General features: G+C 44.5%; 19 protein-coding genes. 10 read left to right on the plus strand and 9 right to left on the minus strand.

Features of this window, described 5'->3' with window-relative positions; all coding sequences use genetic code 11:
• From AC1DV1_RS23490 to AC1DV1_RS23500, 3 genes are all read right to left on the minus strand, one after another.
• Nucleotides 1–120: transposase family protein (locus AC1DV1_RS23490; RefSeq protein ID WP_477355482.1), on the minus strand; the 120-nt coding region annotated here is incomplete at its 3' end.
• Nucleotides 121–366: 246 nt separating this feature from the next.
• Nucleotides 367–1,326: a hypothetical protein gene (locus AC1DV1_RS23495; protein WP_477364353.1), complete on the minus strand. Its 960-nt coding sequence runs from the start codon at nucleotides 1,324–1,326 to the stop codon at nucleotides 367–369.
• A gap of 123 nt (nucleotides 1,327–1,449) precedes the next feature.
• Nucleotides 1,450–1,854 carry a nuclear transport factor 2 family protein gene (locus tag AC1DV1_RS23500; RefSeq protein WP_477364356.1) on the minus strand — a complete coding sequence of 135 codons (405 nt, stop codon included), beginning with the start codon at nucleotides 1,852–1,854 and terminating at the stop codon, nucleotides 1,450–1,452.
• Between the two features lie 215 nt (nucleotides 1,855–2,069).
• Here AC1DV1_RS23500 and AC1DV1_RS23505 point away from each other — a divergent pair, with 215 nt between their 5' ends.
• The 3 genes from AC1DV1_RS23505 to AC1DV1_RS23515 all read left to right on the plus strand — a co-directional run bounded on the left by AC1DV1_RS23505 (nucleotide 2,070) and on the right by AC1DV1_RS23515 (nucleotide 4,375).
• A complete protein-coding gene (locus AC1DV1_RS23505; RefSeq protein WP_477364359.1) occupies nucleotides 2,070–2,648 on the plus strand; it encodes a Crp/Fnr family transcriptional regulator in 579 nt (192 codons plus the stop codon).
• Between the two features lie 161 nt (nucleotides 2,649–2,809).
• On the plus strand, nucleotides 2,810–3,202 hold the full coding sequence (locus AC1DV1_RS23510) for a hypothetical protein (protein WP_477364362.1): 393 nt from the start codon (nucleotides 2,810–2,812) through the stop codon (nucleotides 3,200–3,202).
• A 102-nt stretch (nucleotides 3,203–3,304) separates the two neighbouring features.
• Nucleotides 3,305–4,375, plus strand: a complete 1,071-nt coding sequence (locus AC1DV1_RS23515; protein ID WP_477364365.1) for a SphA family protein — start codon at nucleotides 3,305–3,307, stop codon at nucleotides 4,373–4,375.
• Between the two features lie 61 nt (nucleotides 4,376–4,436).
• Here the strand turns inward: AC1DV1_RS23515 and AC1DV1_RS23520 are convergent, their stop codons facing one another.
• A complete protein-coding gene (locus AC1DV1_RS23520) occupies nucleotides 4,437–5,237 on the minus strand; it encodes a helix-turn-helix domain-containing protein (RefSeq protein WP_477364368.1) in 801 nt (266 codons plus the stop codon).
• A 50-nt stretch (nucleotides 5,238–5,287) separates the two neighbouring features.
• Nucleotides 5,288–6,322 (minus strand): SDR family oxidoreductase, encoded by a 1,035-nt coding sequence (locus AC1DV1_RS23525; RefSeq protein ID WP_477364371.1) that lies wholly within the window; start codon nucleotides 6,320–6,322, stop codon nucleotides 5,288–5,290.
• A 221-nt stretch (nucleotides 6,323–6,543) separates the two neighbouring features.
• Between AC1DV1_RS23525 and AC1DV1_RS23530 the strand changes: the two genes are divergently transcribed.
• The 4 genes from AC1DV1_RS23530 to AC1DV1_RS23545 all read left to right on the plus strand — a co-directional run bounded on the left by AC1DV1_RS23530 (nucleotide 6,544) and on the right by AC1DV1_RS23545 (nucleotide 10,363).
• Nucleotides 6,544–7,401, plus strand: coding sequence for an SDR family oxidoreductase (locus AC1DV1_RS23530; protein ID WP_477364374.1), 858 nt, complete (start codon nucleotides 6,544–6,546; stop codon nucleotides 7,399–7,401).
• Nucleotides 7,402–7,468: 67 nt separating this feature from the next.
• Nucleotides 7,469–8,731, plus strand: a complete 1,263-nt coding sequence (locus AC1DV1_RS23535; protein WP_477364377.1) for an epoxide hydrolase family protein — start codon at nucleotides 7,469–7,471, stop codon at nucleotides 8,729–8,731.
• A 111-nt stretch (nucleotides 8,732–8,842) separates the two neighbouring features.
• A complete protein-coding gene (locus tag AC1DV1_RS23540; protein ID WP_477364380.1) occupies nucleotides 8,843–9,412 on the plus strand; it encodes a cupin domain-containing protein in 570 nt (189 codons plus the stop codon).
• Between the two features lie 381 nt (nucleotides 9,413–9,793).
• Nucleotides 9,794–10,363: a GNAT family N-acetyltransferase gene (locus tag AC1DV1_RS23545; RefSeq protein WP_477364383.1), complete on the plus strand. Its 570-nt coding sequence runs from the start codon at nucleotides 9,794–9,796 to the stop codon at nucleotides 10,361–10,363.
• A 162-nt stretch (nucleotides 10,364–10,525) separates the two neighbouring features.
• On the opposite strand, the gene AC1DV1_RS23550 is transcribed toward AC1DV1_RS23545, so the two are convergent.
• From AC1DV1_RS23550 to AC1DV1_RS23565, 4 genes are all read right to left on the minus strand, one after another.
• Nucleotides 10,526–10,720, minus strand: coding sequence for a LytTR family transcriptional regulator DNA-binding domain-containing protein (locus AC1DV1_RS23550; protein ID WP_477364608.1), 195 nt, complete (start codon nucleotides 10,718–10,720; stop codon nucleotides 10,526–10,528).
• 8 nt (nucleotides 10,721–10,728) lie between these two features.
• Nucleotides 10,729–13,443: an outer membrane beta-barrel family protein gene (locus AC1DV1_RS23555; protein WP_477364387.1), complete on the minus strand. Its 2,715-nt coding sequence runs from the start codon at nucleotides 13,441–13,443 to the stop codon at nucleotides 10,729–10,731.
• A 166-nt stretch (nucleotides 13,444–13,609) separates the two neighbouring features.
• Nucleotides 13,610–14,602 carry a FecR domain-containing protein gene (locus AC1DV1_RS23560; protein WP_477364390.1) on the minus strand — a complete coding sequence of 331 codons (993 nt, stop codon included), beginning with the start codon at nucleotides 14,600–14,602 and terminating at the stop codon, nucleotides 13,610–13,612.
• Nucleotides 14,603–14,722: 120 nt separating this feature from the next.
• The gene (locus AC1DV1_RS23565; RefSeq protein ID WP_477364393.1) at nucleotides 14,723–15,304 is read right to left on the minus strand and encodes an RNA polymerase sigma-70 factor; all 582 of its coding nucleotides are present in this window, start codon (nucleotides 15,302–15,304) and stop codon (nucleotides 14,723–14,725) included.
• A 226-nt stretch (nucleotides 15,305–15,530) separates the two neighbouring features.
• Here AC1DV1_RS23565 and AC1DV1_RS23570 point away from each other — a divergent pair, with 226 nt between their 5' ends.
• The 3 genes from AC1DV1_RS23570 to AC1DV1_RS23580 all read left to right on the plus strand — a co-directional run bounded on the left by AC1DV1_RS23570 (nucleotide 15,531) and on the right by AC1DV1_RS23580 (nucleotide 25,186).
• Entirely contained in the window at nucleotides 15,531–19,658 is a 4,128-nt protein-coding gene (locus AC1DV1_RS23570) for a hybrid sensor histidine kinase/response regulator transcription factor (RefSeq protein WP_477364396.1), read from the plus strand.
• Between the two features lie 535 nt (nucleotides 19,659–20,193).
• Nucleotides 20,194–23,256: a SusC/RagA family TonB-linked outer membrane protein gene (locus AC1DV1_RS23575; RefSeq protein WP_477364399.1), complete on the plus strand. Its 3,063-nt coding sequence runs from the start codon at nucleotides 20,194–20,196 to the stop codon at nucleotides 23,254–23,256.
• 10 nt (nucleotides 23,257–23,266) lie between these two features.
• Nucleotides 23,267–25,186, plus strand: a complete 1,920-nt coding sequence (locus tag AC1DV1_RS23580) for a RagB/SusD family nutrient uptake outer membrane protein (protein WP_477364402.1) — start codon at nucleotides 23,267–23,269, stop codon at nucleotides 25,184–25,186.
• Nucleotides 25,187–25,905: the final 719 nt, after the last annotated feature.

Genomic DNA, 25,905 nt, shown 5'->3' on the forward strand with positions numbered 1-25,905 from the left:
AGCACCACATAACACTGCCAAGACCGATAAAATGATTACTTCCAGTAAATTATGCTTCTTATTATTGCCCGTGCGTGGATCGGGTATCCATCTGAAATGATCGTGAAGGGATGTGGGCATATTCTTTTTTACAAAGAAAAAAACTTGAAAGCCTTTTTGACAACCGCAACCCTTAAACTTATCACCTCTTTATCAACATTTTGTTGGCAACACCTCCCGTTTTTAACGTTTCTTATGCGTCAGCCCTGCCTGAAAAGGTCATTGTTTTTGTCTTGTATGGTCATTGTCCTTTGCGCCGGGCTGTGCACATTACGACTCCAGGATATATTAATGCTTCTTATTAATAATGTTCCTCAACTTAAAGGGCTAAGCCTTTTCATAAAAACGGTGGAGAAGTTTCAGGCGTTTCTGAACGAATGCTGATTTCATCGGCTCAAATACCTGTACTTTTCCGGGTCGTTTTATGATAATGCGAAATGGTTGTTTATAAATCTCAGTAAGATGGTATATAGTCAGAAGTTCCGCCAGGTCTTCATGCCAGCTTGCTGTACTGTACAACGATACAAAAGGAGTTCTGACAAGTCCTGCATAAACCGGTGAAGCTTCTGTGTAGAGATAGCGGCGTCCGCCCGGCCGAAACCGGCTTTTAAAAACTAAGGAATCTTTGACAGGCCACTGAAGTATATTAATGTCGCTCCATATTCCTTTTGAAAACTCCCTGGTAAAATCATTCATATGTGGTTTACCGGCTACCGAGTCTAATGAAATCAGATGCATTGAACCGTCTACTACGTGTGTTCCTTCGTGAAGCAAAACATAGGTCAATGCTTTTAACAGGCCTGCCCGGATCGAAACTGAAATTGTGGAGTCGCCTCCTGAAAAACAGGTGGCCTCTTTTTCATTTACCCATTCAGTTATGTTTTGATGCAATATACCAGCCCTGAAAGTGATATGGTAAAGATTGACACTTCCATCTGTAGTGATCGTTGATGTTAGTGCCGTATTGGGCATATTATCTAAAAAGCTGATGCTTTTTAAATGTTGTTTCAAAACCCGCTGATGCAATGGCGGAAGCGCCGAAATTGCCGAAGCAACAATGATTTCTTCTTCATTGGTCAGTTGGTGTTCAGTTGGTGACATGCCTGCGTCACGGAACATTTTAATAACCTTATCTGGTGTCCTGGCAATACGTTTTAACAAAGGGCGGGAAGGATCGAGGTCATATTTTTTCTGCACTGCAAGCAAGGTCATTGAAGTGCCTTCTTTTATATTACGCTGAGCAAAACTGTTCAGGGAAACAAAAAAAACAAGATATTCAGGAAGCATAAATTAAGTACACGACGTTTTTTCATGAGGATAAAGATTAAAATAATTTTAAAACGTTTGATACCAAAGACCTCCTGCACAAATGGTTTATTTCACAACTGGTGCAGGAGGCTTTATTATTGTTTAGTCAATAGCGATGCCTTTAATATCCCTAACGACCGGTACCATATTCAAAGCTTCCCGGATCAATTTGATCTTACCGTTTTCGGCTACCACACGGCCCATATAGTGCTGGGCGTAATCTTTGCCATTTGATGCAATAACAGCAGTTGCCTCGTATTCTCCAAAAGCCTGATCAGGTGTATCAATATGGATCTGAATGTTCTTGAATTTGAATCCGGGGAAAGTTTTTGGCAGATTACCTAAGAACTTATATAGTACTTCACGGCCTTCCCAACGGGCCTGTATGCCAAGGCTGGCAAGGTATGGCAGTTCAAATACCGCATCGTCAGCAAATAATTCGATCTGAAAATCAGGGTTACCTACGTTTTCCAGATAGTCCAATAATAATTCTTTTGCAGTTTTCATGTCTTTATTTTTTTTAATATTTTATGTTGTTTTAACACTACAAAAATGGCTAGTACATTGGCCGCCTCCATTGACTTATCGTAAGAAATAAGATTGACTTAAATCAATTGTTTACAAATGACTTATGCAGGCCAATGTTATTCCTGCATCACAATCCTTTTTATAATAAAATTTCTTCATTATCTTTAATCGTTTACTCACCAAAAAAACAGATAGTGATCGAGGCATTTAAAACTTATTTACAAGGAAAAGGCAACTATACTGCCGAGGAACTGGAAACAGTTGCGGCGGCGGCGGTTATAAAAAAAGTCAGAAAACGACAGTATCTCAGCCAGGAAGGAGATGTTGTCAAAAACCACTCATTTGTCACCAAGGGATGCTTACGCACCTATACCGTTGATGAAAAAGGGGTTGAACATATTTTAAATTTTGCTATAGAGAATTGGTGGATTGGCGACCGCGAAAGCATTCAAACGGGGCAGCCATCAATCTATAATATTGATGCTATAGAAGATTCAGAAGTAGCCCTGATCAGCAAGGAAAAATTTGACAGGCTATGTACCGAGGTGCCCGCATTCAACAATATGATCAATGCCATATTACAAAAAAGCTTCCTCGTTGCTCAAAACAGGATCCATACCTTTATCAGCCTCAGCGCTGAAGATAAATATTTAAGTTTTCTGGAAAAATTTCCCCATCTCACTATGCGCGTTCCGCAGAGCATGATCGCCTCTTATTTAGGCATTACCGCGGAGACTTTAAGCCGGGTCAGAAAACAGATCGTTAAACGCTGATCTGACTTCCGCAATATTGATAGCACTTGACATTTATCAAGTGCTATTTTATTTTATATCAATTTTTTACTGGTTCCGATCTTTCAATTTTGTTTGCCGGAAAAGGCCGAGTGCAATCTTAACGCTGCGGCTGGCCAATCCCGGTTTAAATGAAGTTGAATATGAAAAAGACAAAAACGATAACCCGGATCTCGGTTAAAACGGGTACCGCCGATGGTGACCTGTTTAAAATATTGTTATCCGAAGGCCTTAAACTGAAGAAAATTCCGGTTCAGCCGGGATTAACAGTTTATAGCATGGATGATGGAACAATAATGGAGTTTTACGGACCCGGAGCTTGCTATCCGGAATACCTGTTTAAAAACACGAATGTGGTTGTAGGCTTTAAAGTTGACAATCTGCATGAAATGGTATCATTGATTCAAAATGCGGGAGCTGAACTTTTGGGTAACATCGAAACGGTATGTAATGCATTTATTTATTGTCATTTGCTGTTGAGCAATGAAACTGTAATTGGTTTGTACCAGGATCTGACCCCAGCAAACGAAAGTTGAATTACCTGATCACTGACGGCAATAGCGCCAATTGATATTTATCAATCAAATTTCTTGCCATACATCATTCGGGAGTTTTCCCTCCACCAGTAGGTTTGCTGTATGAAAACACCATCACTAAATCATAAAAATGCCGAAGATCTCAAGGAAATCTTTGAGCATAATACGATAGTTAATAATCTGGGTTCGACCATCGAGCCGTTTAGTTCTTTAGCTTCCCGATCAGGTGGGTTTGCCTACCGGGTATTTTTTGCAGCCATACTTATCGGCTTATTGGTCAATGTAGGTTACGCATTTGCCCAGGACCCGGTATTACCACCAACCAATCTTGGGTTGTCCAATGTATATGACGGCTTTGCCGGTAAACCGGGCTGGGTTTATCAGGGCTACCTACAGGCTTTTGAAACCAAACATTTTGCAGATGGATCAGGTCACAGGACTTTATCAGATCTAAAGATCAATTCGGTGGTTTCTCTAAACCAACTGATCTATCTGACGCCTGTGAAATTACTGGGCGGGAACCTGGGATTCACCGTAATTGTACCTGTAGTACAGATCAACTCATCCAACCTGAACGGGCCGGCACCAACTGTAAACCCTGGTGCCCTTGGGGATATCGTACAGGGAACAGCAATTCAATGGTCTGATAAAAAGTTGTTTGGAAAAACCTTATCCCATCGTGTTGAGTTTGATGTAACGCTTCCGACCGGATCATATGACAGCAGGTATAATATCAATTCGTCTTCACATCTTTACACCTTTGGGGCTTATCATGCTTTTACTTTATTCCTGAGCGATAAGCTTAGCTTAAGCTCACGAAACCAGTTCAATTATAATGCGCATATTATCGGCCAGCAAAATAAACCGGGGATCTACTATAATGGAAACTATTCTGTTGACTATACTTTAGCTAAAGGCTTTAAAGTTGAAGCGGCTGCGTACTTTTTAAACCAGCTAAACCAGGATAGTTATGCCGGGAACCATCATTACTATGCAGACCAATTTGGTATCGGAAGTACTAAAGAACGCGTCCTGGGCGTTGGCCCCGGACTGGCTTACTTTGCCCCGAACGGCGTACTGATCGAAGCGAAAATGTTCTTTGAAACCGGTGCCAGCAACCGTTTTGAAGGAAACAGGCCAACATTGCGTATCGCTATTCCACTATCAAAATAATAGTTCTCTTTCAAGGATCAAAAACAGCTTCCTATTCGGAGGCTTTTCGCCGTTCAGGCAATCAGGAAATACTGGAGGGATTGATCCCAAAATGTTTCTTGAACACAAATGAAAAATGAGACAGGTCTTCAAATCCTACTTCCGCATAGACATCAGTGGTTTTAAACTTTTCCTCTTTCAGCAAATAATAAGCTTCGTCTAACCTTTTCTGCTGTAGCCATTTTGCCGGTGTCATTGAAAACTCTCCTAAAAAATCACGTTTGAAGGTCGAAATGCTACGGCCGGTAAGATAGGCAAACCGCGCCAGGCTTAAATTAAAGCGGAAATTCCGCTCCATAAAAGCCTTAAGGTTGATCTTGCCCGGAGTTTGAAAGTTGAAAAGTATATCTTTTAATTCAGGCTGCACTTTAAGCAGAACGATCAAAGCCTCTTTTAACTTTATTTTCATCAGGTCGTTGTTTCCTTCACTGAAGTAGGGAAGCGACTGCTGCAGTGAATCCACAAAATTCTGAAGAAGCGGGTGCTTTTTGAGTTGGAACGAGGGTGGAACATAAGATGTCGCTTCAGCCGTCAGATGGTGCTCATGGGCAAACTCCCGCAGCGTTTCTTCGTCAAATTGCAGTGAAAGTGATTTAAAAGGGTCACTTTCACCAGGTTGTTTAACGAACTTGGCCAACCTGTTCCGTACGTTGAAGCGAAAGTCACCCGGTTCAAAGATCACTTTCTCGCGTCCGTCCTGTACAGTCAGGCTTCCGGTGATCTGATAAGCAAAAGCATGCCGATTAACGATATCCTCGCCATTTACAGATCTCTTGTAGTAACAGGAGATCAGTATTTGAGGGTTTTCATGCGCAGGTATCATATGATCAAATTTCGCAAATGAAATGTTAAAAGCCTATAATAAAAGGGAACTTATACGATCTTAAATTTGACCAGGCTTTCTGCCGTCTCTTTAATGGTCGTTTCTTTGGGTCGCGGGCTCCAGTTCAGAACAGATTTAGCTTTTGCGTTTGACAGCGTTTTCACCACACCCAACTGCGGGACAATAGATTTCAATTCCGGCTTAAACCATGAACTGACCCTTACCAGCCAGTTCGGCAGCACTTTAGACGGCACTTTGTCAACAGGTAAATTACTATCAGCTTTTAAAACTTTGGCAATTCCCGGAAATGAGATCATTCCGTCTGAAGTTGCCAGGAACCGCTGGCCGCTGGCTGCCGGATCTTTCATTGCTTTGATATGGATATCAGCTACATCACGGACATCCACGATGCCGAAAGAAAGTTGCGGTGTTCCGGGCATCTTTCCTGAAAGTAACTGTACGATCATGCCGATCGAACTGCTAAAAGTTTTTCCTAAAACCGGTCCGAATATTCCAACAGGATTAATGATAACCAATTCCATAGCACCAGCATTTTTTTCCATAAAATCCCATGCAGCACGTTCTGCGATCGTCTTGGATTTGATGTAGGCCGGTAATTTTACATTGGGGTCTGTCCAGTCGGCCTCTGTAAAAACATGGTTCTTAGGATCGATGGTATAGCCTATAGCTGCAAACGACGAGGTTAAAACCACACGTTTCACCTTTGCGGCTTGCGCTGCGCGCAAAACCCTTAAAGCGCCGTCTCTTGCCGGTATAATGACCTCATTCTCGTCTTTAGGCTCTCCGGCCGGAAAAGGGGAAGCCACATGAAGAACGTAATCACATCCTTCGACAGCCTGATCCCAATTCTCGTCACTCGTGAGGTTAGCTGCTATAAAGGTCAGATTCTGCATATTTTCAGCCTTGCCGGCTAAAAGTGTTTCTTTTAATGAATCTATTTTATCTAATGACCGGATCGTCGTTCTGACCGTATATCCTTCCTTTAGTAACTGTATAATGCAGTAACTGCCCACGAAGCCGGATCCGCCGGTAACCAATACTGTTTCTTTTTTCGATTGTTCCATTGCTGTTGTAATTAATTCAGCAAATCTCCGGCTAATTTATCTATTGGACTTTGTTGTGGTGTTCAATTTTTATTTGTTGTAACGTTCATAAGTAAACCTCGATTTGCTAAGCCAAGCATTTCCAATTGACATATATCAATGCTCCTTTTTATCATACATCAATGTGGGGCTAACCGCTTGTACGCAATTTTGAGTAATCAAAAACAAATAAAAATAAGATCATGGAAAAGATAATTTTCATTACAGGAACAAGTACAGGTTTTGGCAAATTAACCACAATTACTTTATCAAAAGCGGGTTATACCGTTATAGCAGGCATGCGTGACATCGCCGGCAAAAATGCAGGTCCGGCACAGGAACTTTCAGCACTACCTAAGGTAGATGTGGTTGAGATAGATGTAACCAATGACGATTCGGTTAAAAATGCCTTTGCCGGGGTGCTGGCTAAATACAGACGTGTAGATGTGCTGGTAAACAACGCCGCAGTTACAGGATTCGGTCTTTTGGAAGCTTACAGCATCGACCAGATCAAACAAATGTTCGAGGTTAATTTCTATGGCGTCATCAGGACATACCAGGAAGTGCTGCCCGCCATGCGCCGGGCTCAGAAAGGCCTGATCATCAACATTACTTCCGGTGCAAGTGGCCATACGCTGCCATTCATGGTTCCTTACCTGGCCTCTAAGTTCGGTGTTGAAACCATATCGGAAGGCTTGCAGGATGAATTGGCTGAATATAACATAGAGAACGTAACTATTCAGCCGGGTGTTTATCCTACAGAAATGACCAACGGATCAAAGACCGGCGTGCATTCGGATAAGCCGGAGATCACCGCTGCCTACGGCGACGCGGCGACAGAGAAATTCAATGCCATCGGTACAGCGCTTTTCGGTAAAATGGCACAGTATAACATGGATCCGCAAACTATTGCAGACGGTATCCTGAAACTGGTGAACATGCAGGACGGATCCCGCCCCTTACGTTTCCCACTAGATGCTATTGCCGAAGGAACCGACCAGGAGTTCATCGACGCAAGAGCCGCTACTAAGGCTAAATGGCTGGCAAAATACACAGCCTGATCAACCCGTCGGCCCCACTACCATTGGCAGCCGGGCCGCGTTTTTATCGACCTCTAAAAAAATCATTATGAAAAAGCTCATGATATTAACTACGTTATTAAATACATCAGCAGCTGTGTTATCAGCTCAAACTTCAGCCAGCAAGGCCGATTTTGCCCGGCCTGAATTAGTTAAACCTTTTCAAATTAAAGTTTCCCAGGCCCGTCTGGATTCTGTTATGGAACGGGTTAAAAATGCTCGGATTCCTAAACAAATGCCCGCCTCAGAAGGTGCGGAATCCAACTGGGAAACCGGTATGGATATGAAATGGCTTGCCGGGCTCCGGGACTACTGGATCAAGCAATATGACTGGCGCAAGCAGGAGAAACTGCTGAACAGCTACCCGCTATACAAAGCAATTGTAGAAGACATGGAGATACAGTTCTACTATATCAAAGGTGAAGGCAAGAATCCGCTGCCACTGGTCATCACCCACGGCTGGCCGGGTTCTACCTTTGAATTCTTTGATGTGATCGGCCCGCTTACCCATCCATCCAAATATGGCGGCAAGGCAGAAGACGCTTTCACGCTGATCATCCCTGCGTTGCCTGGCTTTGGATTTTCTTCCATGCCGAGTAAACCGGTTAACGGTATTACGACCGCCCGTTTATGGAATAAACTGGTAACCGAAGTGATCGGATACAAGAACTACTATGCCCAGGGCGGTGACTGGGGAGCAGGCGCTACTATTTTGTTGGGGTACAACTATCCGGAAAATGTAAAAGGTATCCATCTCAATTTTTTCCCGGGTGTACCTGTACCTGAAAAAGAACAAACAGCAGAGGAAAAGGTTTACTTCAAAGCAGGTGACGATTTCAGAACGGCCAGCATGGACTATTGGCGGATGCAGGCCCGTAAACCGATGATGCCGGCTGTGGCGCTCTATGATAGTCCGCTCGGAACAGCAGCATGGATCGCTGAAAAATTCTGGACCTGGTCAGATAATAAAGGTGATCTGGATGCAGTAATATCGAAAGACCGCCTGTTGACTGACATCATGCTTTATATCATCAATGAGAATGGCATTGACGGCAGCTTCTGGTATTATCGTGGTGCAATGACCGAAATGAAATCATCCTGGCCTGGCTATGTCAGCGTTCCTACAATGATCTCTAAATACCCTTACGACTTCGCCTTTACCCGCGCTCCCTTGCCAGTGGCCAGGCGTGGCTATAATGTAGTTCGCTTTAAGGAGATGCCAAAAGGCGGGCATTTCGCAGCTATGGAGCAACCGGAACTATACACTGATGACCTGAGAGAGGCATTCAGACCTTTTCGCAAAAATAATTAATAAGGTACTGACCGTGAATTTACTTAAGAACCGGCAGCGAGGTGGCAAATTTTACGTGCCTTCTTTAATCCTCAGATAAATTTCAGAAATAAAAAATCAAACAAGAACGCGATGAAAAACACAGAAAATGCAAGAATGGTTAAGATCGATAATCCTTCAGATGAGATGTTCACGACTTCCTGGGGAGAACAGGCAAGAACCATTGTTTCCAGTTCGGAAACATTAGGTAAGGTTATGTTGCAGGATTACAAAGCTCCCAGAAACTTTGGCCCACCTGTACATTTGCACCGCAATGAGGATGAAATTCTCATCCTAAAACAAGGAAACATAGTTGTGTGGACTCCGCTAAAATCCGGAGTTGCGAAAGTGGGGGATACAATTTTGTTACCCAAAAACGTACCCCATACCTGGAGGGCTTATGGTGATGAACCGGTTCACATGACTGTTATAACCGCCCGAGGTGAATTTGAGACGTTTATCAGTGATATTGCAAAAAACGATCTCACCATTAATGATACTGTTAAATTAATAGAAGTGGCCCACAAGGCCGGCATGGATATTTTAGGGCCACCGCTTACTGATGACCAGGTCGCAACCATCGTGAACGCAGACACATTAAACTTGTCACTAAAAGAAAACATCGTAAGTGAAATAAAGCTTGCTATCTCTTTACAGAAATAACCCAAATAAAAACGCTTAGCACTATTTTCGATAATGGCCGTAAAAAATCACGGCCATTGTTATTAGGTAATTTCCATGTCAGAGGGGCGCTGGTTCGGGCTCAATATCATTATCTTAAAAATCAATAACTTAGCACCATTCTGGCTAGTTTGGTATTTTTTACATATTTTTCACTTATTTTTGAATATTTGTATTTGCAGGTTTAGAAAGTATTCGTTCCGAACTGAGCTTTTTTTTAAGTAAAGTTCGTTGACCGCACGCTGTTTAGCCAGACTGGATAAACCTATAGCACTGACCACTCATCGCCAATTTTCTTTCTTTCGCCAAAAGCTTGAACTTAAGCACTAAAGGTGGTCATTTTGAATTGGTCAAACGGGGTCAATGAGGTGTGGTTTATCCATAGCTGATTATCCATTCGAAGCGATTACTTTCGAAGATAAGAACTGGTTAATTCATCCTTTCCGCGCTGAAGACTTTGACAGATTTGACCAAATGGCTCAACAGGTCTTTCAGCTACTTTCTGATGAAAAAACAATATGTTTTATCCCGGAAAAGAAGCTTTTGTCGTTAGAGGACGCGAATTTGTGGCTACAAAAAGCTGTGCTTAACTATTACACCGGTCGAAGCTACATTCATTTTATTACTGAAAAAAACACCGGTAAGTTGACCGGCATCATTGATATTTTGTCGCCTAAATTTACAAGAGAATACTACACGCTAAACGATTACCCCTATTTCATTGAATTTTACCTGGCAGGGAATGCTCAGGGCCGGTTATTAATGAGTAATTTATTACCTCAAGTTGTCGTTAGTCTGCGTAATCAGGGAATCTTTTTAATTGCAGCGGTCATAAACCGGAAAAACATCGCGTCAAAAAGAGTTCTAGAAAAAGCGGGGTTTCGGTTTAATAAAAGATTTGACTTTATACAGGATTTATATATGATCAGGTAGTTTGAGGTTGGGTTTACCGGAGAAGTTACCGAAACCGGGATTCCTGCCAAAAACGTCCGTCCCCGGCATTTATCAACCAGGAGATCTTCCGTATTTTCAGAAGAATGAGCAGCCGATGCCAAAGATTATTTTTCGGGGCTGATTAGCAGCAATTTGTAAACGTTACCCTGATCCTTGTTTACCATTTTTAAATAAACGCAGACCCGGGTAAAGGTTCGATAAATTCAGGACAGCGCGTTTCTGCGAGCGGCTTACCGGCAACGTTGCCCCGCCTATCCGGACCTGCTGCTGCTCAAAGGCGTCGATATGTCCAATCGCAACCAGGTAGGATTTATGGATGCGCAGAAAACGGGTCAGTCAGTTTACTATTGAGCTCTTCTTTTCTCATCAAAAGATATGTTCTTGTTGTTTCCGGAAACCTTTGATCTTCCGAATAAATAGGTGAGACTAAGACTGAAGGTTTTATAATGATAGTCCGTTCTTTCTGTCTGCACAAATTCGCTAAAACGTGCGTCATATTTGTTAACCGTACCCAGAAAGTAAGATGGGTTGATGATCAAATTATTGTTAAGCAATTTTAACCTGGCCCCCACCCTGAAATCACGTTGACTGTAGGTGTAAGTATTTCCACTGGTTGAGGGAAGGCTTTGGCTGTAGTTCAGATAGAAATTTAACAGTTTAGTTGCCTTGAAATTATTATTGACACTAAACGATGCAGAGGTTCCGTTTTGGATGGGGATCGCTTCTATTTTGGATTTTGAGGACGAATAAAAATAAGAGGCGGAGCTGCTACTTTCCCACCAATTAAAAAATGCCCGGTTAAAGGAAACATAGGCCCCCACGTTATCCCGTGTTAAAAAGTTGCCTCTACTTGAAACCACTAATGGCCCCTCAATCGTTGTAAGTAATGAATTTACATCATTGGCATGTTGTGTAAATACAGTAAAAGAAAACATGCTTTTATATAGGTAATTAAGTTCGAAATTGTTACTGTACGAAGGTAACAGCAGTGGATTCCCGGTAGAATAAGTATAAATGTTTGTATAATAGTCAAAGGGATTTAAGGAACTGAGGCCGGGGCGGTTGATCCGTCTCGAATAATTTAAAGAAAAAACATTGTTTCCGTCAGCTTTGTAAACGATATAGGTCGTAGGGAATAGCGCACCATAATTACGCCTGTTACGCTGGTCTAAAGTAGGCGAATAACCATCCGTCATCGTGTACTCATAACGCAATCCTGCCTTGACCGTCCATTTTTTTGACAGGTCAGCTTCCACACTGTAATACGCGGCCAGGTTTTTTTCGGTGTAATCAAAATCATCACTGCGCGTTTGATCCAGCAGGAGATTATCGAGGATATTATTATAATAGGCTACGCTGGCATTGTTATTATAATTAGCAAACTTAGCACCGGTTTCTATTTTAGCCCATTTATAAGGCAATATTAAATCTGATTGAATAGACCAGATATTGTATTTTGACAAGTTATTATTTTGAACTGAAGCGTAGGTGTTTGCAGATGCAGAAACAAAACTATTGCTTATTTCAGGCCTGTTCGTGAAAAAATTAACAGAACTACTTAATTTCTTTCCGGCCGAATCAATCTTTAAATCGTGATATACATTTAAGGTCTGTGCAAATAATGGCCTTGACATTTCGCCTTTGGTGTTCAAAGCCGAGTCGACAATATTGTTCCTGCCATAGCTATAATTATTAACATAGGTATCCTGCTCTTTGCTGTGTGAAATATGATAAATAAACCCGATATTATTGTGCATGTTTAACTCATAATCTATACTTAAACCGGCCTGCAAACCTGGTGTAATTGATATACGTTGCTCGTTACTGAGGATTTGATTGGGGTGCCCAATTATATTGAGCGAATCGTTCAGTATATTGTGATAACGTGATTGGTTAACTGTAAAAGAGCTGTTAACTTTTTTTGAGCGGAAAAAAAGAGCGAGATTGTTGTTATAGGAGGCATAGACGGCCTTCCGATAGGTCGAACTTAATGACCCGCTCCAGCCCAAAGATTCGTTTTTCTTTAAAACAATGTTAATCAGGCCGGCATTTCCCTGGGCCTCATATTTTGCCGGCGGGTTGGTAATGATCTCGATTTTTTCCACACTTTCAGATCTGAGCGTTTTCAGATAATTAACCAGGTCGGTTCCGCTTAAATAAATTATTTTCTCATTTACCATAACTCCCATACCGCCTTTGCCCACCATAGAAACGCCATTGTCGGATACCTTTAAAAAAGGCGCCACCTGCAAAGCCTCAAAGAGGGAAGAACCATTTGCCATTATAGTGTTGTTCAGGTTAAATATCCATCGGTCAACCTTTCTTTCAAGAACAGGGGATTTGCCGGTTATGGTAACTTGTTTGAGTTGCTTGATTGATGCATTTAGTATGATATCCGGTAATTGAACCGTCTTCATATCTCCTAAAGTTAGGGCGAGAGACAAACTGTCCTTACTTACTTCCGAAATTCCGATCAGATAATCCCCTTTTTCTGTTGCTGTGAGCCTGAAACGTCCCCCGGTATCGGTTTGTGCAGATTGGATTATTTTATCGGCAACGACCTGCTTTATAATCACGTTCGCAAAAGCAATTGATTTATGATTTACATCTACTACACGGCCTTTGATCTCATAGTTGGTTTGCACAGCATTACGTTCGATTAATATGTTATCTTCTACCTGTCGGTACGAAAGAAAAGTATTTTGTAATAGTTCCTGCAAGGTTTGTTCTATTGTTCTGTTCGCCAAAGCCAGGTTAAGTCCGATAAGTGCTTTAATTTCCGCCTTGCGGTAATAAAAGCGAAGCGAGCTCTGTTGCTCGATTTTTTTTAGACCACTGGCGAGCGTTTCATTCCGAAGGCCGATGGTTACCTTGTCGGTATGCATGTTTTGCCCCTGTGTAGAAGTGGCCAGTAATACCTGGAAAGTGGTTAATATGATTAATGTTACTACAACGCCTGCACGCATTAATTGACGGATAAATGATTTGTTCGCTACTATTGAACCGTTGAGGTAAGCACATAAGCCTCCCGGTTTCCGCATTTTTGCAGAAATATTCATACTTTTAAATGTTTTAAGTGACACCATTATTTAAAACCCCGGTTTTCCGGGATGCCTGTAAGCCGATGACCGTCGGTTTACAGGTTATTTTGACTTATCATCCTGCCTGGAGGACGAAAGCATTTACAAGGCTTAGCTGTTGTTCATCTTTTATTTTCTTTATTTTTTACTTGTTACACCCTGGCCCATCTATCACGATGCTGCCGTCCGGCTTGATCTGATAAATGGCCTTGTTAAAAGCGCACATTACGTTGAGTATTTTATCCAATTCTTCGCCATTTAAAGAAGTCCCTGTAAAACGGCAGTCTTTCAATTTTGCATTGCTGAAACTGATCTTCACATTGAAGTGTTGTTGCAATTGTGCAATAGCATCACCAAAGCTCACATCTTCAAAATGCAGGTCAGTTTGCTGCCAGGCAACTACCGCATTGGCATTAACAGTTGCCTGCATCACTTCCGCTTTTAAAGTATTAAAGCTGATCTGCTGGTTGGGGATGATTACACCTAATAATTTTCTGCCATTGGCAACGCTTACTTTGCCACGGGTGACCGTGACCTGAATGGTGTGGTTATTTTTATCCTCTTTGATATTAAATGCTGTACCCAGCACGGTGGTCAGCACGGTTCCTGTATGAATAATAAAAGGTTTGCCCGCGTCATGGCGGACATCAAAATAAGCTTCACCGGAAAGATAAACCTCTCTTGTTTTGCCATTGAATGTTTTAGGATATTTTAACTCCGACCCTTCATTGACCCATACCCGGCTGCCGTCAGCAAGTGTGATCTCCTTTTTCTGGTTAACGGGTACCTGGAGGGCTTTGAGCTGTACAGGATACAAATAGCTTTGCAATAAGGGCCATTCCAGGTACAAAGTAAAAGCGATCAGCAACATTGCTGCGGCTGCCGCAATACTTTGCCATAACCTACGCTTTCTTTGCGGAATCGACACTACTTTAGTCTCCGTTTCGTGAATTGTGTTTTTAATTTCGCTAAAAACAGCGGAAAACCATTGATCTTTTGCTGAACGATCTAGATCATGCCATCGGGCGTTAGCATCACTATGCTCTTCCAGCCAGCGTTCCACCAGCTCATTTTCTTCATTTGTGGTTTCGCCCTTGAGGTAACGATCCAGCAGGACGGCTATTTGACGACGGCTCATTTGTTATCCATTTCACCGTAGCCGTTTGAGATGCCATTTGGTACTATAAGGAAATTAAATATTTTTTTACAGACCTGAATTAGCTTCATTCTTTAGAAGAAGGGGCATGCAATGCCTGGTTTAGGACAGCCAAAACAATAAGGCAGCGATAGAAACCATTGCCAGTGAAGTTCGTAAATGTTTTAACGCAGTAGAAAGCTGGTTTTTTACAGTTTGTTCAGAAAGCTGCAATTTGTCTGCGATTTCTGTTATACTTAAATTTTCTTCCCGGCTTAACAAATAAATCTCTTTCACCCGTGGTGATAATTCATCCAGCGATGTTTCAATGGTTCGGGCTATTTCTTTTGCAGCTATTTTTTGCTCAATCGTCGCTTCGTAGCGAACAGCCAGCGAGTCTAGCATAGCTGCATACGCCCGGCGTGTAATATTCTTTCTAATTTCGTCCACCATCCGGTCACGTGTCAGCTTAAAGAGGTAAGCTTTTAGATTTCGGTCAACTTTCAATTGCATTCTTTCCTGCCAGAGCTTAACAAAAACATCATGGATAATATCCCTGCTATCTTCCGGCTCAAAAAATCGGGAACTTGCAAAACCTGCCAAGGAATCTGCATACCGGCTGTAAATTTCGGAAAAGGCGTTTTCATCATCTTTTTTTAAAAGATCGATCAGTTGCAGATCAGCTAAGACTAAATATGTTGCCATTGCTTGTTAAAACTAAGGTACTATGATAAAAGACATACGCTAAGCACAATTAGTTACATTTTATACTAACAGATATAAATTGGCACTCCATCCCCAGATGAGACTTATGATCAAATAGAATTATTTTTTTTATCAACTTGATTATATTTGTGAAAACGACACCAATTAATATCACTTATTGCAGCCTGGCGGGTTGCAAACGTATCTTTTCATCAAATCTTAAATTATGTTTAGGTTTAAAAGCTGTTATTTACTGGCATGCATAATCTTTTGGGGACTACCGGTTTGCACTCATGCCCAAACTGCTATAAACTTTACATCTGTTACGGTAAAAGAAGGCTTGTCTTCGAATACCGTTAATGCGGTTATAAAAGATCGTTTCGGGCTCATGTGGTTTGGTACCGCAAATGGTCTTAATAAGTTCGATGGCAGCGATTTCGTCACGTACCGGCACGCAGAATCAGGCGGCGGTATCCCTTCCAATGAAGTGCTGTCCCTGGTCGAAGATAAAAATGGGCGGGTATGGATTGGTACCAGCGGCGGCGGACTTTGTTATTACGACCGTAAGTCCGACCGCTTCGGGCGTTTCCGGGGGGATGGATCGTGGCCGCAAATTTCAGACGTATCTGTCAGGGCCATCTGCCAGGACCAATATGGAAAGTTATGGATAGGTACTTATGAGGATCTCCGGACTATTGACGTCAAAACCGGCCGGATTACGCGTATAAAAATTCCGCAGCCGGATAAAAAGGAAGCGGGCGCTTTCGTGGTCCTCTCGTTGTTCGAAGACAGCAGACAGCGGATGTGGATCGGTACCAACTACGGCTTATACCAGTATGAATGGTCATCAAATTCCTTCAAAAGATTTTCGCATGACCGGCAAGGAACGTATGCATTAAGCAACAATACGGTTAAAGCGATTGTTGAAGATAAGAAAGGCGGCCTGTGGTTTGGCACGTATGACGGGCTGAACAAGTGGATGGATGACGGGCGATTTGAGATCTTCCGTCATCATGATCAAATGTCCCAAACCCTCAGCAACAATGCCATTTTCGCGATGAGCGTGGCTAAAGACGGCAGGATTTGGATCGGGACGGAGGGTGGTGTCAATGTTTTCGATCCTGTACCGGGAATTTTTCAGCGGTTGACCGCGGATCCCAGAAATAGTGGCAGCCTGAAAAGCAATTCGATACGGAGTATATTTATTGACTCCGGGGATATCTATTGGATTGGAACTTTTACCGGGGGAATCGAAAAATACGACCGGAATCTCGCACTTTTCAATCAGAAGAAAAGCAACCCCTTCGACCCTGACGGTTTAAAATCGCCATTGGTGACCGCTTTCGCGGAATGCAGCAACGGCAATATATTTGTGGGTACTGATGCCGGAATAGCTTTGTTAGACAGAAAGGCGGGACTTTTACATGCCTATGAGCTGCAAAGCAGGTTAAAAGCCCCGGGGAACCCGCTGTCCATAACATCATTGCATATCGACAGGAAAGGCAGGTTGTGGGCGGGAACCTACCATGACGGGCTTTTTCGAATCGATCTGGCTACCCGTAACACCGTTCAGTATACGGCAGACGGTACTGACGGGGGAATTTACAGCAATGATATTTCCTGTATCAGCGCGGACCGCAGCGGGAAAATATGGGTGGGAACGCTGGGTCGGGGAATAGCGGTTTATGATGACAAAAGTAATTCATTTTCACATTTCGCATCCCATCATGGTACCGCCGGGCAAGGAAGGGACTTACCGCTTAACGGCTTTATTTCATCCATAATTCCGGCGCCGGATGGCAAAATGTGGATTGCATCTATTGGAACCGGCATTGTCGCATTTGACATCGAACAGCAGAAATGGGCACATTATACAAAAAAAAACGCAGCGTTGGCCGACGATATCGTGACCAATCTTTTTGTTGCCGGTAACGGCAATGTCTGGGCCGGTACCAACCAGGGACTGTGCCGTTTCGACAATGACCTGGAAAAGTTCATTTCCTATGGCGAGGGGCAGGGTCTGGCTAATTCCTCTATCAAAACAATTTTGCAGGACGATCTTGGTTTACTTTGGCTGAGCACCGACCGGGGTATAAGTTCCTTTGATTACCGGAAAAAAGTATTCCGTAATTTCACGGCTGAAAACGGCGTCCAGCAAGGCGCGTTTCTTACCGGATCGGGTATAAAAACGAGGGACGGCGATCTTTATTTTGGAGGTCAGGACGGTTTCAATTTTTTTAGCCCGTCAAGATTACCGGTCGGATCCCGTCCGGGGAAGGTACTGCTTAGCGGTTTGACCGTAAATAACGCTGCCGTTAATCCCGGAAATCAGTCCCCCATTTATGAGCAAATCGGTACTGCACAGGAAATTACGTTGAAATACGGTCAAAATTTTGCCCTCAGTTACGTCGCGCTCGATTACACATCGCCTAAACAAAATCAATATGCTTACCGGCTGAAAGGCTTTGATAAAGCCTGGAACTATGTTCACCATACGCGGACAGCGGGTTATACCAATATTGATCCGGGCACTTACACTTTCGAGGTGATGGCCAGTAAGGATGAGCGTTTCTGGAACAACCCGGCAACCACCATCAGGGTGACTATCCTACCGCCATTCTGGCGGACGTATTATGCCTATGCAGCTTATCTTCTTATTGCAGGCTCGGCTTTGTTCCTGGTAAGGAGGCGGGGCATACAAAAGATCCGGAGGCAATTTGAACAGGTGCAGGAAAAGCTTCAGGTCAGCCAGCTCATCGAGCAGGAAAGGCGGGAGGCTGAACGTTTACATGAACTGGATTTGCTGAAAATAAAGTTCCTTACAGATCTTAGCCACGAGTTCCGCACCCCGGTATCATTGATCCTCGCTCCCGTCGAAAAACTGCTTGGAAAATCCGTTCCCGGCGATGACATGGAAGACCTGAAAATGATCAACAGAAACGGGCGCAGGCTACTCAACCTCGTTAGCCAATTACTGGACTTTCGCAAAATGGAAGAACAAAAAGTGAAGCTCAACCTTTTGCCGGGAGAAATCATGTGTTTTATCGTCGAGGCGTGCGCAGCGTTTCAGGACCTGGCTTTAAAAAAGCAGGTTGCACTGCATGTCGACGTACAACAGGAAGAATTCAACACCTACTTTGACCCGGATAAGCTGGAGCGGATCATTTTCAACCTGTTGTCCAATGCATTTAAATTCACGCCGGGGGGCGGTGTAGTTGCTGTCCGTGCCCTGATTGAAAAGGGCCCCTCGTTGAATACGCAGCTTTTGCTCCGGGTTACGGATACCGGAACCGGTATCCGTAGTGATGAAATCGAAAAAATTTTTGAACGTTTTTATCAATCACATCAAAGCCGTGCGATCATCAACCAGGGAACAGGAATAGGCCTTGCGATCACCAAAGAATTTGTAGAACTGCACGGCGGCATTGTCCGCGCGGAAAGTATACCGGGCCAGGGATCAACTTTTATCGTGCGCATCCCCCTCAACGATATTGGGGAATCACGGCTGGATCCGGTCATTCTGAACATTGAGGACGCCCCCGCTATCCGTGAAACCATTTTACAAATGCCAACGATATTATTAGTAGAAGACAACGACGAATTCCGTTCTTATCTGTCGGATCATCTTAAAAAATACTATCATATCATCGAAGCGGCCAATGGTAAAGAAGGGTGGCAAAAAACGCTCGGTGCCCATGTCAGCCTGGTTGTCAGTGATATCAGTATGCCGTACATGGATGGCATTGAACTGAGTAAAAAAATTAAAGGGGATAAACGCACCTCCCATACCCCGGTAATTTTATTAACAGCAATGACCGGCGAGGAAGAACAGTTAAAAGGCCTTAAAACGGGCGCCAGTGATTACCTGACGAAACCTTTCAATTTCCAGATCCTGCAAACCAAGATCAATAATCTACTTGACCTGAACAAAAATCTTAAGGACACCTATTCCCGGCAAATACAGATGATCAGCCCAAAGGTTGAAATGGAATCAGCCGATGTGAAACTTTTAAATTCGATCAAGAAATATATAGAAGATCAGTTGAGTGAGCCGGGCCTGTCAGTCGAAGAACTAAGCAGGCATGTGGGTATGAGCCGGAGTTCGCTTTATTACAAGGTACTGGAAATATCCGGACTGACGCCCGTGGAATATATCCGTAACGTTAAACTTGATAAAGCAGCCGAACTGCTGGAGCTCAGTGATTATAATGTGGCTCAGATTGCTTATACCACGGGCTTCGGCACGCCGAGCTATTTTTCGCGGACTTTTAAAACACGCTTCGGGATGTTGCCGTCTGAGTACCTGGTAATCAAAAGGAGTCCGGCAAAAAGCAAGGCCACCACGGTAAGTTAGCAGCGAAATAGCCGGGCCTCATTACTTTCAATGCAAAGGTGACGTCATCGATCCACCAGCCTGCGGCCGGGTGCTATATCTCCTGTCCAATATTCAGCTTCAAGAACAGATAGTACCTTTTGTTACCTCATTTAGTTAAAATATTGATAATTAATGATTTAACATTTTATAAAGATTTTATTTTTTCGCTCAATGAACAAAAGTATCATGAATTTGGTGATTTGTCATAGCCGAACTTCCGTAAAGCGATGACCTTCGGCTTATCTATGAGGGCATCTCGTCGCCATAGACGATTTATAAACCAAAAACGCATTTTGATTTTTTTGATATCGTCCCGGATCATGGTCCGGCAATGAATCGCATTCAACTTCACAATCGATTGCGTGATCTTAAACAATAAAATCAATCAGTGTCCAAAATTTGACCAATTATAAAAATGAAAAATGTGATAAGAGGCCCGGACAGTATCCATATTAAGCGCTAACCAGGGCGTATCGTTCCATGGCAAAAAAATTTAATCTTTCAAACCTGAATTATGAAAAAATCACTACAACTTATTAAAAAAAGGCCTCTCCTGCTCTTGCTGGCGGTGTTGCTAACCGGTCTTACAGCATTCGGACAGGGCAGGAAAATAACCGGGACCGTAGCCGATGAAAAAGGCCTGCCGCTACCGGGGGCTTCCGTAAGGGCGAAAACCGCGAAGGCTACATCGGTATGCGATGCCGGCGGCAATTTTACCATAACAGTCCCTCCTACCGAAAACATCCTTATTGTAACCTTTATCGGCTATGCCGATCAGGAAATTCAGATCAGCGGGCAAAACCATCTGTCCATTCGTCTTAACCAAAGCAATAACAGCCTGAACGACGTGATCGTCATCGGGTACGGCAGCCAAAGACGGGAAGCGGTGACAGGTTCGGTAGCATCAATCAGCGGCGAACGGATCCGGGACATTCCCGCACCTAACATCAGCCAGGCGATACAGGGAAGATTACCCGGTGTGGAAGTATCTCAGACTTCCACCAAACCAGGTGCCACCATGCAGATCCTGATCCGGGGCCAACGCTCGCTCACGGCCAGCAATGACCCTTTGATCGTACTTGACGGCATACCATTTACCGGATCTCTTGGTGATATCAACCCCAATGACGTTAAAAGCATCGATATTCTTAAGGACGCTTCTGCTACTGCTATCTACGGTTCGCGGGGCGCTAACGGAGTCATCCTCATAACTACCAACAGGGGACAGATGGGAGGAGCTGCGAAGATTACCTACAATAGCTATTACGGTGAACAAAAGCTTTTCGCCAGGTATCCGATGATGACAGGTCCTGAATTTTTAAAATTAAGAAAGGCGGCAGGCCTGTACACCAACGCCGTAGATGAGGCCGACGATGTCAACACTGACTGGCAAAAGCTTTTTTATAGAACAGGCATGGTCTTCAGCAATGATGTCGGCGTCTCGGGCGGAAGCCAGACGGGTACCTATAATTTCGGAGGCGGCTATTACAAAAATCAGGGACTGATCCCCACACAACAATATACCCGCTACTCCATGAGAGGATCGGTTGACCAGAACGTCGGCAAATACTTCAAAGTGGGCTTCACGACCAATAATAACTACAACCTGACGGAAGGGAGCCAGGTTGGCGTCGRCAGCGTCCTGGGCATTTCGCCACTGGCCAATCCCTACAATGCTGACGGCAGTTTGAAGAGAACAGTAAAAACCCCCCTGTCGGAAAGTTTTGTGCTGACCAAAGGCATTATCAATAATCTTCACAACCAATGGCTCAATGAGACGAGGAATTATGCCACTTACAACTCCGTTTACGGGGAAGTAAAAATCCCATGGATAGCAGGCCTGAAATACAGGGTAAATCTTGGCCTCGATTATGTACAAAGCAATAATGGCAACTATACCGGGGTTGGGATCGGCAGCTCCACCCCGACAACATCGTCAACCGCCGGCGTCAGCAACTCCGCGCAATATCACTGGGCCGTCGAAAACTTGCTGACCTATGACCGCACCTTTGCTAAAAAGCATAATATAAACGTGGTAGCCCTGTATTCCACCGAGCAGACCCGGTACAATTATTCCACCATGTCCGCCAAAGACATTCCTGCAGACGCCTTCCAGTTTTATAACCTGGGTGCAGCCACCGGCGAGATCACCATCGGGAACGGCAACTATAGCCAGAGCGGGCTGATGTCTTACATGGGGCGTGTGATGTATTCCTACGATGACCGCTTCCTTTTGTCTGCTACCGTTCGCTCGGATGCGTCCTCCCGCTTAGCTCCCGGGCATAAATGGCACACCTACCCTGCCGTTTCAGCCGGCTGGAATATCATGAACGAGTCTTTCATGAAAGGCATTTCGGTTATAGATAACCTGAAACTACGTGCAGGCTTTGGCCAAACCTCGAACCAGGCCGTAAATGCTTACCAGACATTAGGCACTTTAGGTACGCGCCAGTATAATTTCGGGGATACAAACTATGCTACAGGATATTATGTAACCCAGCTTCCAAGCCCGACGTTAGGCTGGGAATATTCCAAGACCTGGAACTATGGAATAGATTTTTCGCTGTTTCAACATCGTTTGTCCGGTACAGTCGAATATTATGTTACGAATACAAACGATATCTTACTAAGCGTTGGCCTGCCGCCTACCGCCGGGGTTGGAAGCTATACCGCAAACGTCGGGCGGACTCAAAACAAAGGTCTCGAGTTAAGCTTAAACGGTACACTCATCAATAAAAACGGGTTTACCTGGGACCTGGGTATCAATGTATATGGCAACAGGAATAAGCTTGTGGCACTGGCTTCGGGTCAGACGCGGGATGAAGGAAACGCCTGGTTCGTCGGTCATAACATCAACGCCATCTACGATTATCAGAAAATAGGGTTGTGGCAGGCGGGAGATCCCAACCTGAACATCCTCGAACCAGGCGGAAACGTGGGCATGATCAAGGTACTATATACAGGAACATATGATGCCAACGGCCGGCCGGCAAGGGCTATCGGGGCGGCCGACCGACAGATCATCGATGTGGATCCTAAGTTCGAAGGTGGCTTTAATACGCGCGTGGCATACAAAGGATTTGATTTCAGTGTAGTAGGGGCCTTCAAAAAAGGCGGGACGATCATCAGTAGCCTGTATGGGTCCGGGGGTTATCTGAACCTGATGACCGGGCGTAGTAACAATGTTCAGGTAGACTACTGGACGCCCGAAAATACGGGAGCAACATATCCGAAACCTGGGGGCATCCTGAGTGGTGATAACCCGAAATACGGCAGTACGCTTGGTTATTTTGATGCGTCGTACCTGAAAATCCGCACAATGACGCTTGGTTATGACTTCAGCAAGCTGCTGTCCAGGCACACGAACATGCGCCTGCGCAGTTACTTCACTGTGCAAAATCCATTTGTATTCTTCTCGCCCTACCACAAAGCATCCGGAATGGATCCTGAACCAAACTCTTACGGTAATGAAAACGCTGCGGTGCCACTGTCTAACAGCCTGAGACGGTTCCTGACAGTAGGCAGCAACGCGCCTTCGACCACGAACTACGTGCTTGGATTGAATTTGACATTTTAACATCATCAACATGAAAACTTTAAAGATAAAAAGCATCATCAAATCCACGCTGTTGTTAACGATCCTGTCTACGGGATGTAAAAAGGTGCTTGATGAACAACCGCGTTCCTCATTTACTCCGGAATATTTTAAAACCGTACAGGGAGTTAACGGGGGATTGACAGCCATGTACGCCCACCTGCGCAATATCTACGGGCAGGCTTATTACTATAATTCCGGGGTTACCGGTACGGATGAAGCTACCTGGGGTCAGAGTGCAGACGGAAATTTCAAGGATTTGGATTGCTCAGGGGTCGGCACCATATCGTCCACCAGCTATCCTACCAGTATCATATGGGGAGAGTCATATACCGACATCAATACCGCCAGCGGCGTAATCGAAAACGCCAGCGCGGTAGGCATTTCCGGCGCCCTGATTGCGGAGGCGCGCTTCTTCAGGGCTTTTGATTATTTTCTGCTGGTACAATCCTACGGTGGCGTACCGCTGGACCTGGGTTCAGGAGTGCTGAAATTTAATATTACACCATCGAGGACATCGGTCCGTAATACGGTACCGGATGTATATACGAAGGCGATATTCCCGGACCTCCTGCAGGCAATCAATGACCTGCCGGAAACCGGCAGGGTAACAGGCGGATTGACCAAAACAGCGGCGCGCCTTTTCCTGTCGAAGGCCTATTTAACTTATGCCTGGTGGCTGCAAAACCCCAACGGCATTCCAACTTATCCCGCAAGCGACCGCACAGACCCCGACAAGCACGATGCCGCCTGGTATTTTCAAAATGCTTATGATATCGCAACCACTGCCATAGATAACCCCGGTTCCTTTAAACTGCAACCGACTTTCTACGACGTGAATGTTGGATCAAACGACCGGAACAGCGAAATGGTACTCTATGCCGACCATACGCAAAGCAGCGAGAAATATAACGGATCGAGCCTGACCTATGGAAGCGGTGGCGCTCCCGACAACTTTGCCGGCTGGATGATGACCTGGAACTATCCGAACATCATCAGCGGCGGCGTAAATTCTGTTCTTCGTGAAGCAGAACAACATTTGGGCCGCCCGTGGGTTCGTATGGCACCTACTATCGAAGTGCTCAAAAACACTTTCGCTGATAAAGTGAACGATTCCCGGTATGACGGAACATTCACAACAGTATACCGTGGAAACTGGCAAAAAGGGGGTAATACCGCCCAGACCTTAGCTAACGCCAACGGCCTGCCTGTTCCCCAGGGCGGCGCCATACTGACCTTCCTGGATAACGACGATCCCAACGTCGTGTATGCCAATACAAACGGGAATGTCGGTGCCGGCCTGCTGCCGGGCAGATCAGATTGGGTGATCACCCCCGGCAGTATCAGCCGTATAATTTTTCCGGGCCTTTGGAAGCTGGGACCTTATCGCACAGACAACGGCACTGGCCTGGGGCAGCCCAATGCGGGCAGTACGCGTCCTTACCCGATCGCGAAATTTTCAGAACTATACCTGATCGCAGCCGAAGCAGCAGTCAAGGGCGCAACGGTCAAATCAGGGAAATCCGCCAGGGAACTCGTTAACGTATTGCGCGCACGGGCTGGAAAATGGCGTTTCAATAACAATGGCAATATAGTGAAGGTCGAAGACGACAGCCAGGCGATGACGGCCGCTACACCTGCAGTCATCGATATAAATTATGTATTGGCGGAGCGGTCCCGGGAATTTTATGCCGAAGGCGGCCGTTGGTTCGATCTGGTCAGGACCCAAAAGTGGGCGGAGCTTGCGGCTTCATTTACCATAGCAGGAACAATTTTCGGAGATCACACACCGGTTAAGGTCACCCGTTCTATCGACGCACACCTTTATCTGCGTCCTATTCCCCAGGGCCAGATTGATGCATTGGTTATGAGCACAGCCGATAAGGCGGCTTATCAAAATCCGGGATATTAAACCCGGATATGTTCATTTGCATAGAGAGGCTGTCACCATGACGGCCTCTTTTCATTTTGATCAAAGTGAAAGTGCGGTTTCCGTTTTCCTGCATTATCAGGGTATTGCCCCCATTTTAATTTTTCGGCGGCATCGTATCAATTTTAATGGTCTTCATATTTTGGCCGTCCGATGCTCCCCCATTGCCATAAGGCTCATCCGTGATTAAACCACGAAAAGTCGCTTCCTGCCGGGGGGCGGAGGGCATAAATCAGGAATGAGGTCTAAATTGACCCGTTCATTCATTGACCGTTCGACAATGTAGTGCGCCCATGGTGAAACCGCTTTACCGTGATAAATACCTTTCAATTGGATTTGGGGCGCGGCCGGCTTTATTTTGCGCAAAAGCACTTTTTTACGCGGTTAAAAACAAAAAAGTCAATATGGCATTAAATCCCCCATATTAGTATATCTTATTATGCGGGCCTGAAACTATGATGCATCTTTTAAACGTAAATAAATTGTTTTTTTGAAGCTCAAGCAACGGCGAAGAAAATGCCATTCTCTCCCATTTCTTTTGCGTTATTACGCCGGATAAAAGATATAAAACCCCATGAAGCATACAAATGTGTTATGATATTTAACAAATGTGATACCGCACGTCTTTTCGTAAGGTTACCTTTGACGAATATCCGCTTACTTGCATCATAGCTGTGCGACCGGCTGGAGCGTTGCCCGTA

It is taken from the genome of Mucilaginibacter sp. P4_D1 (assembly GCF_056401935.1).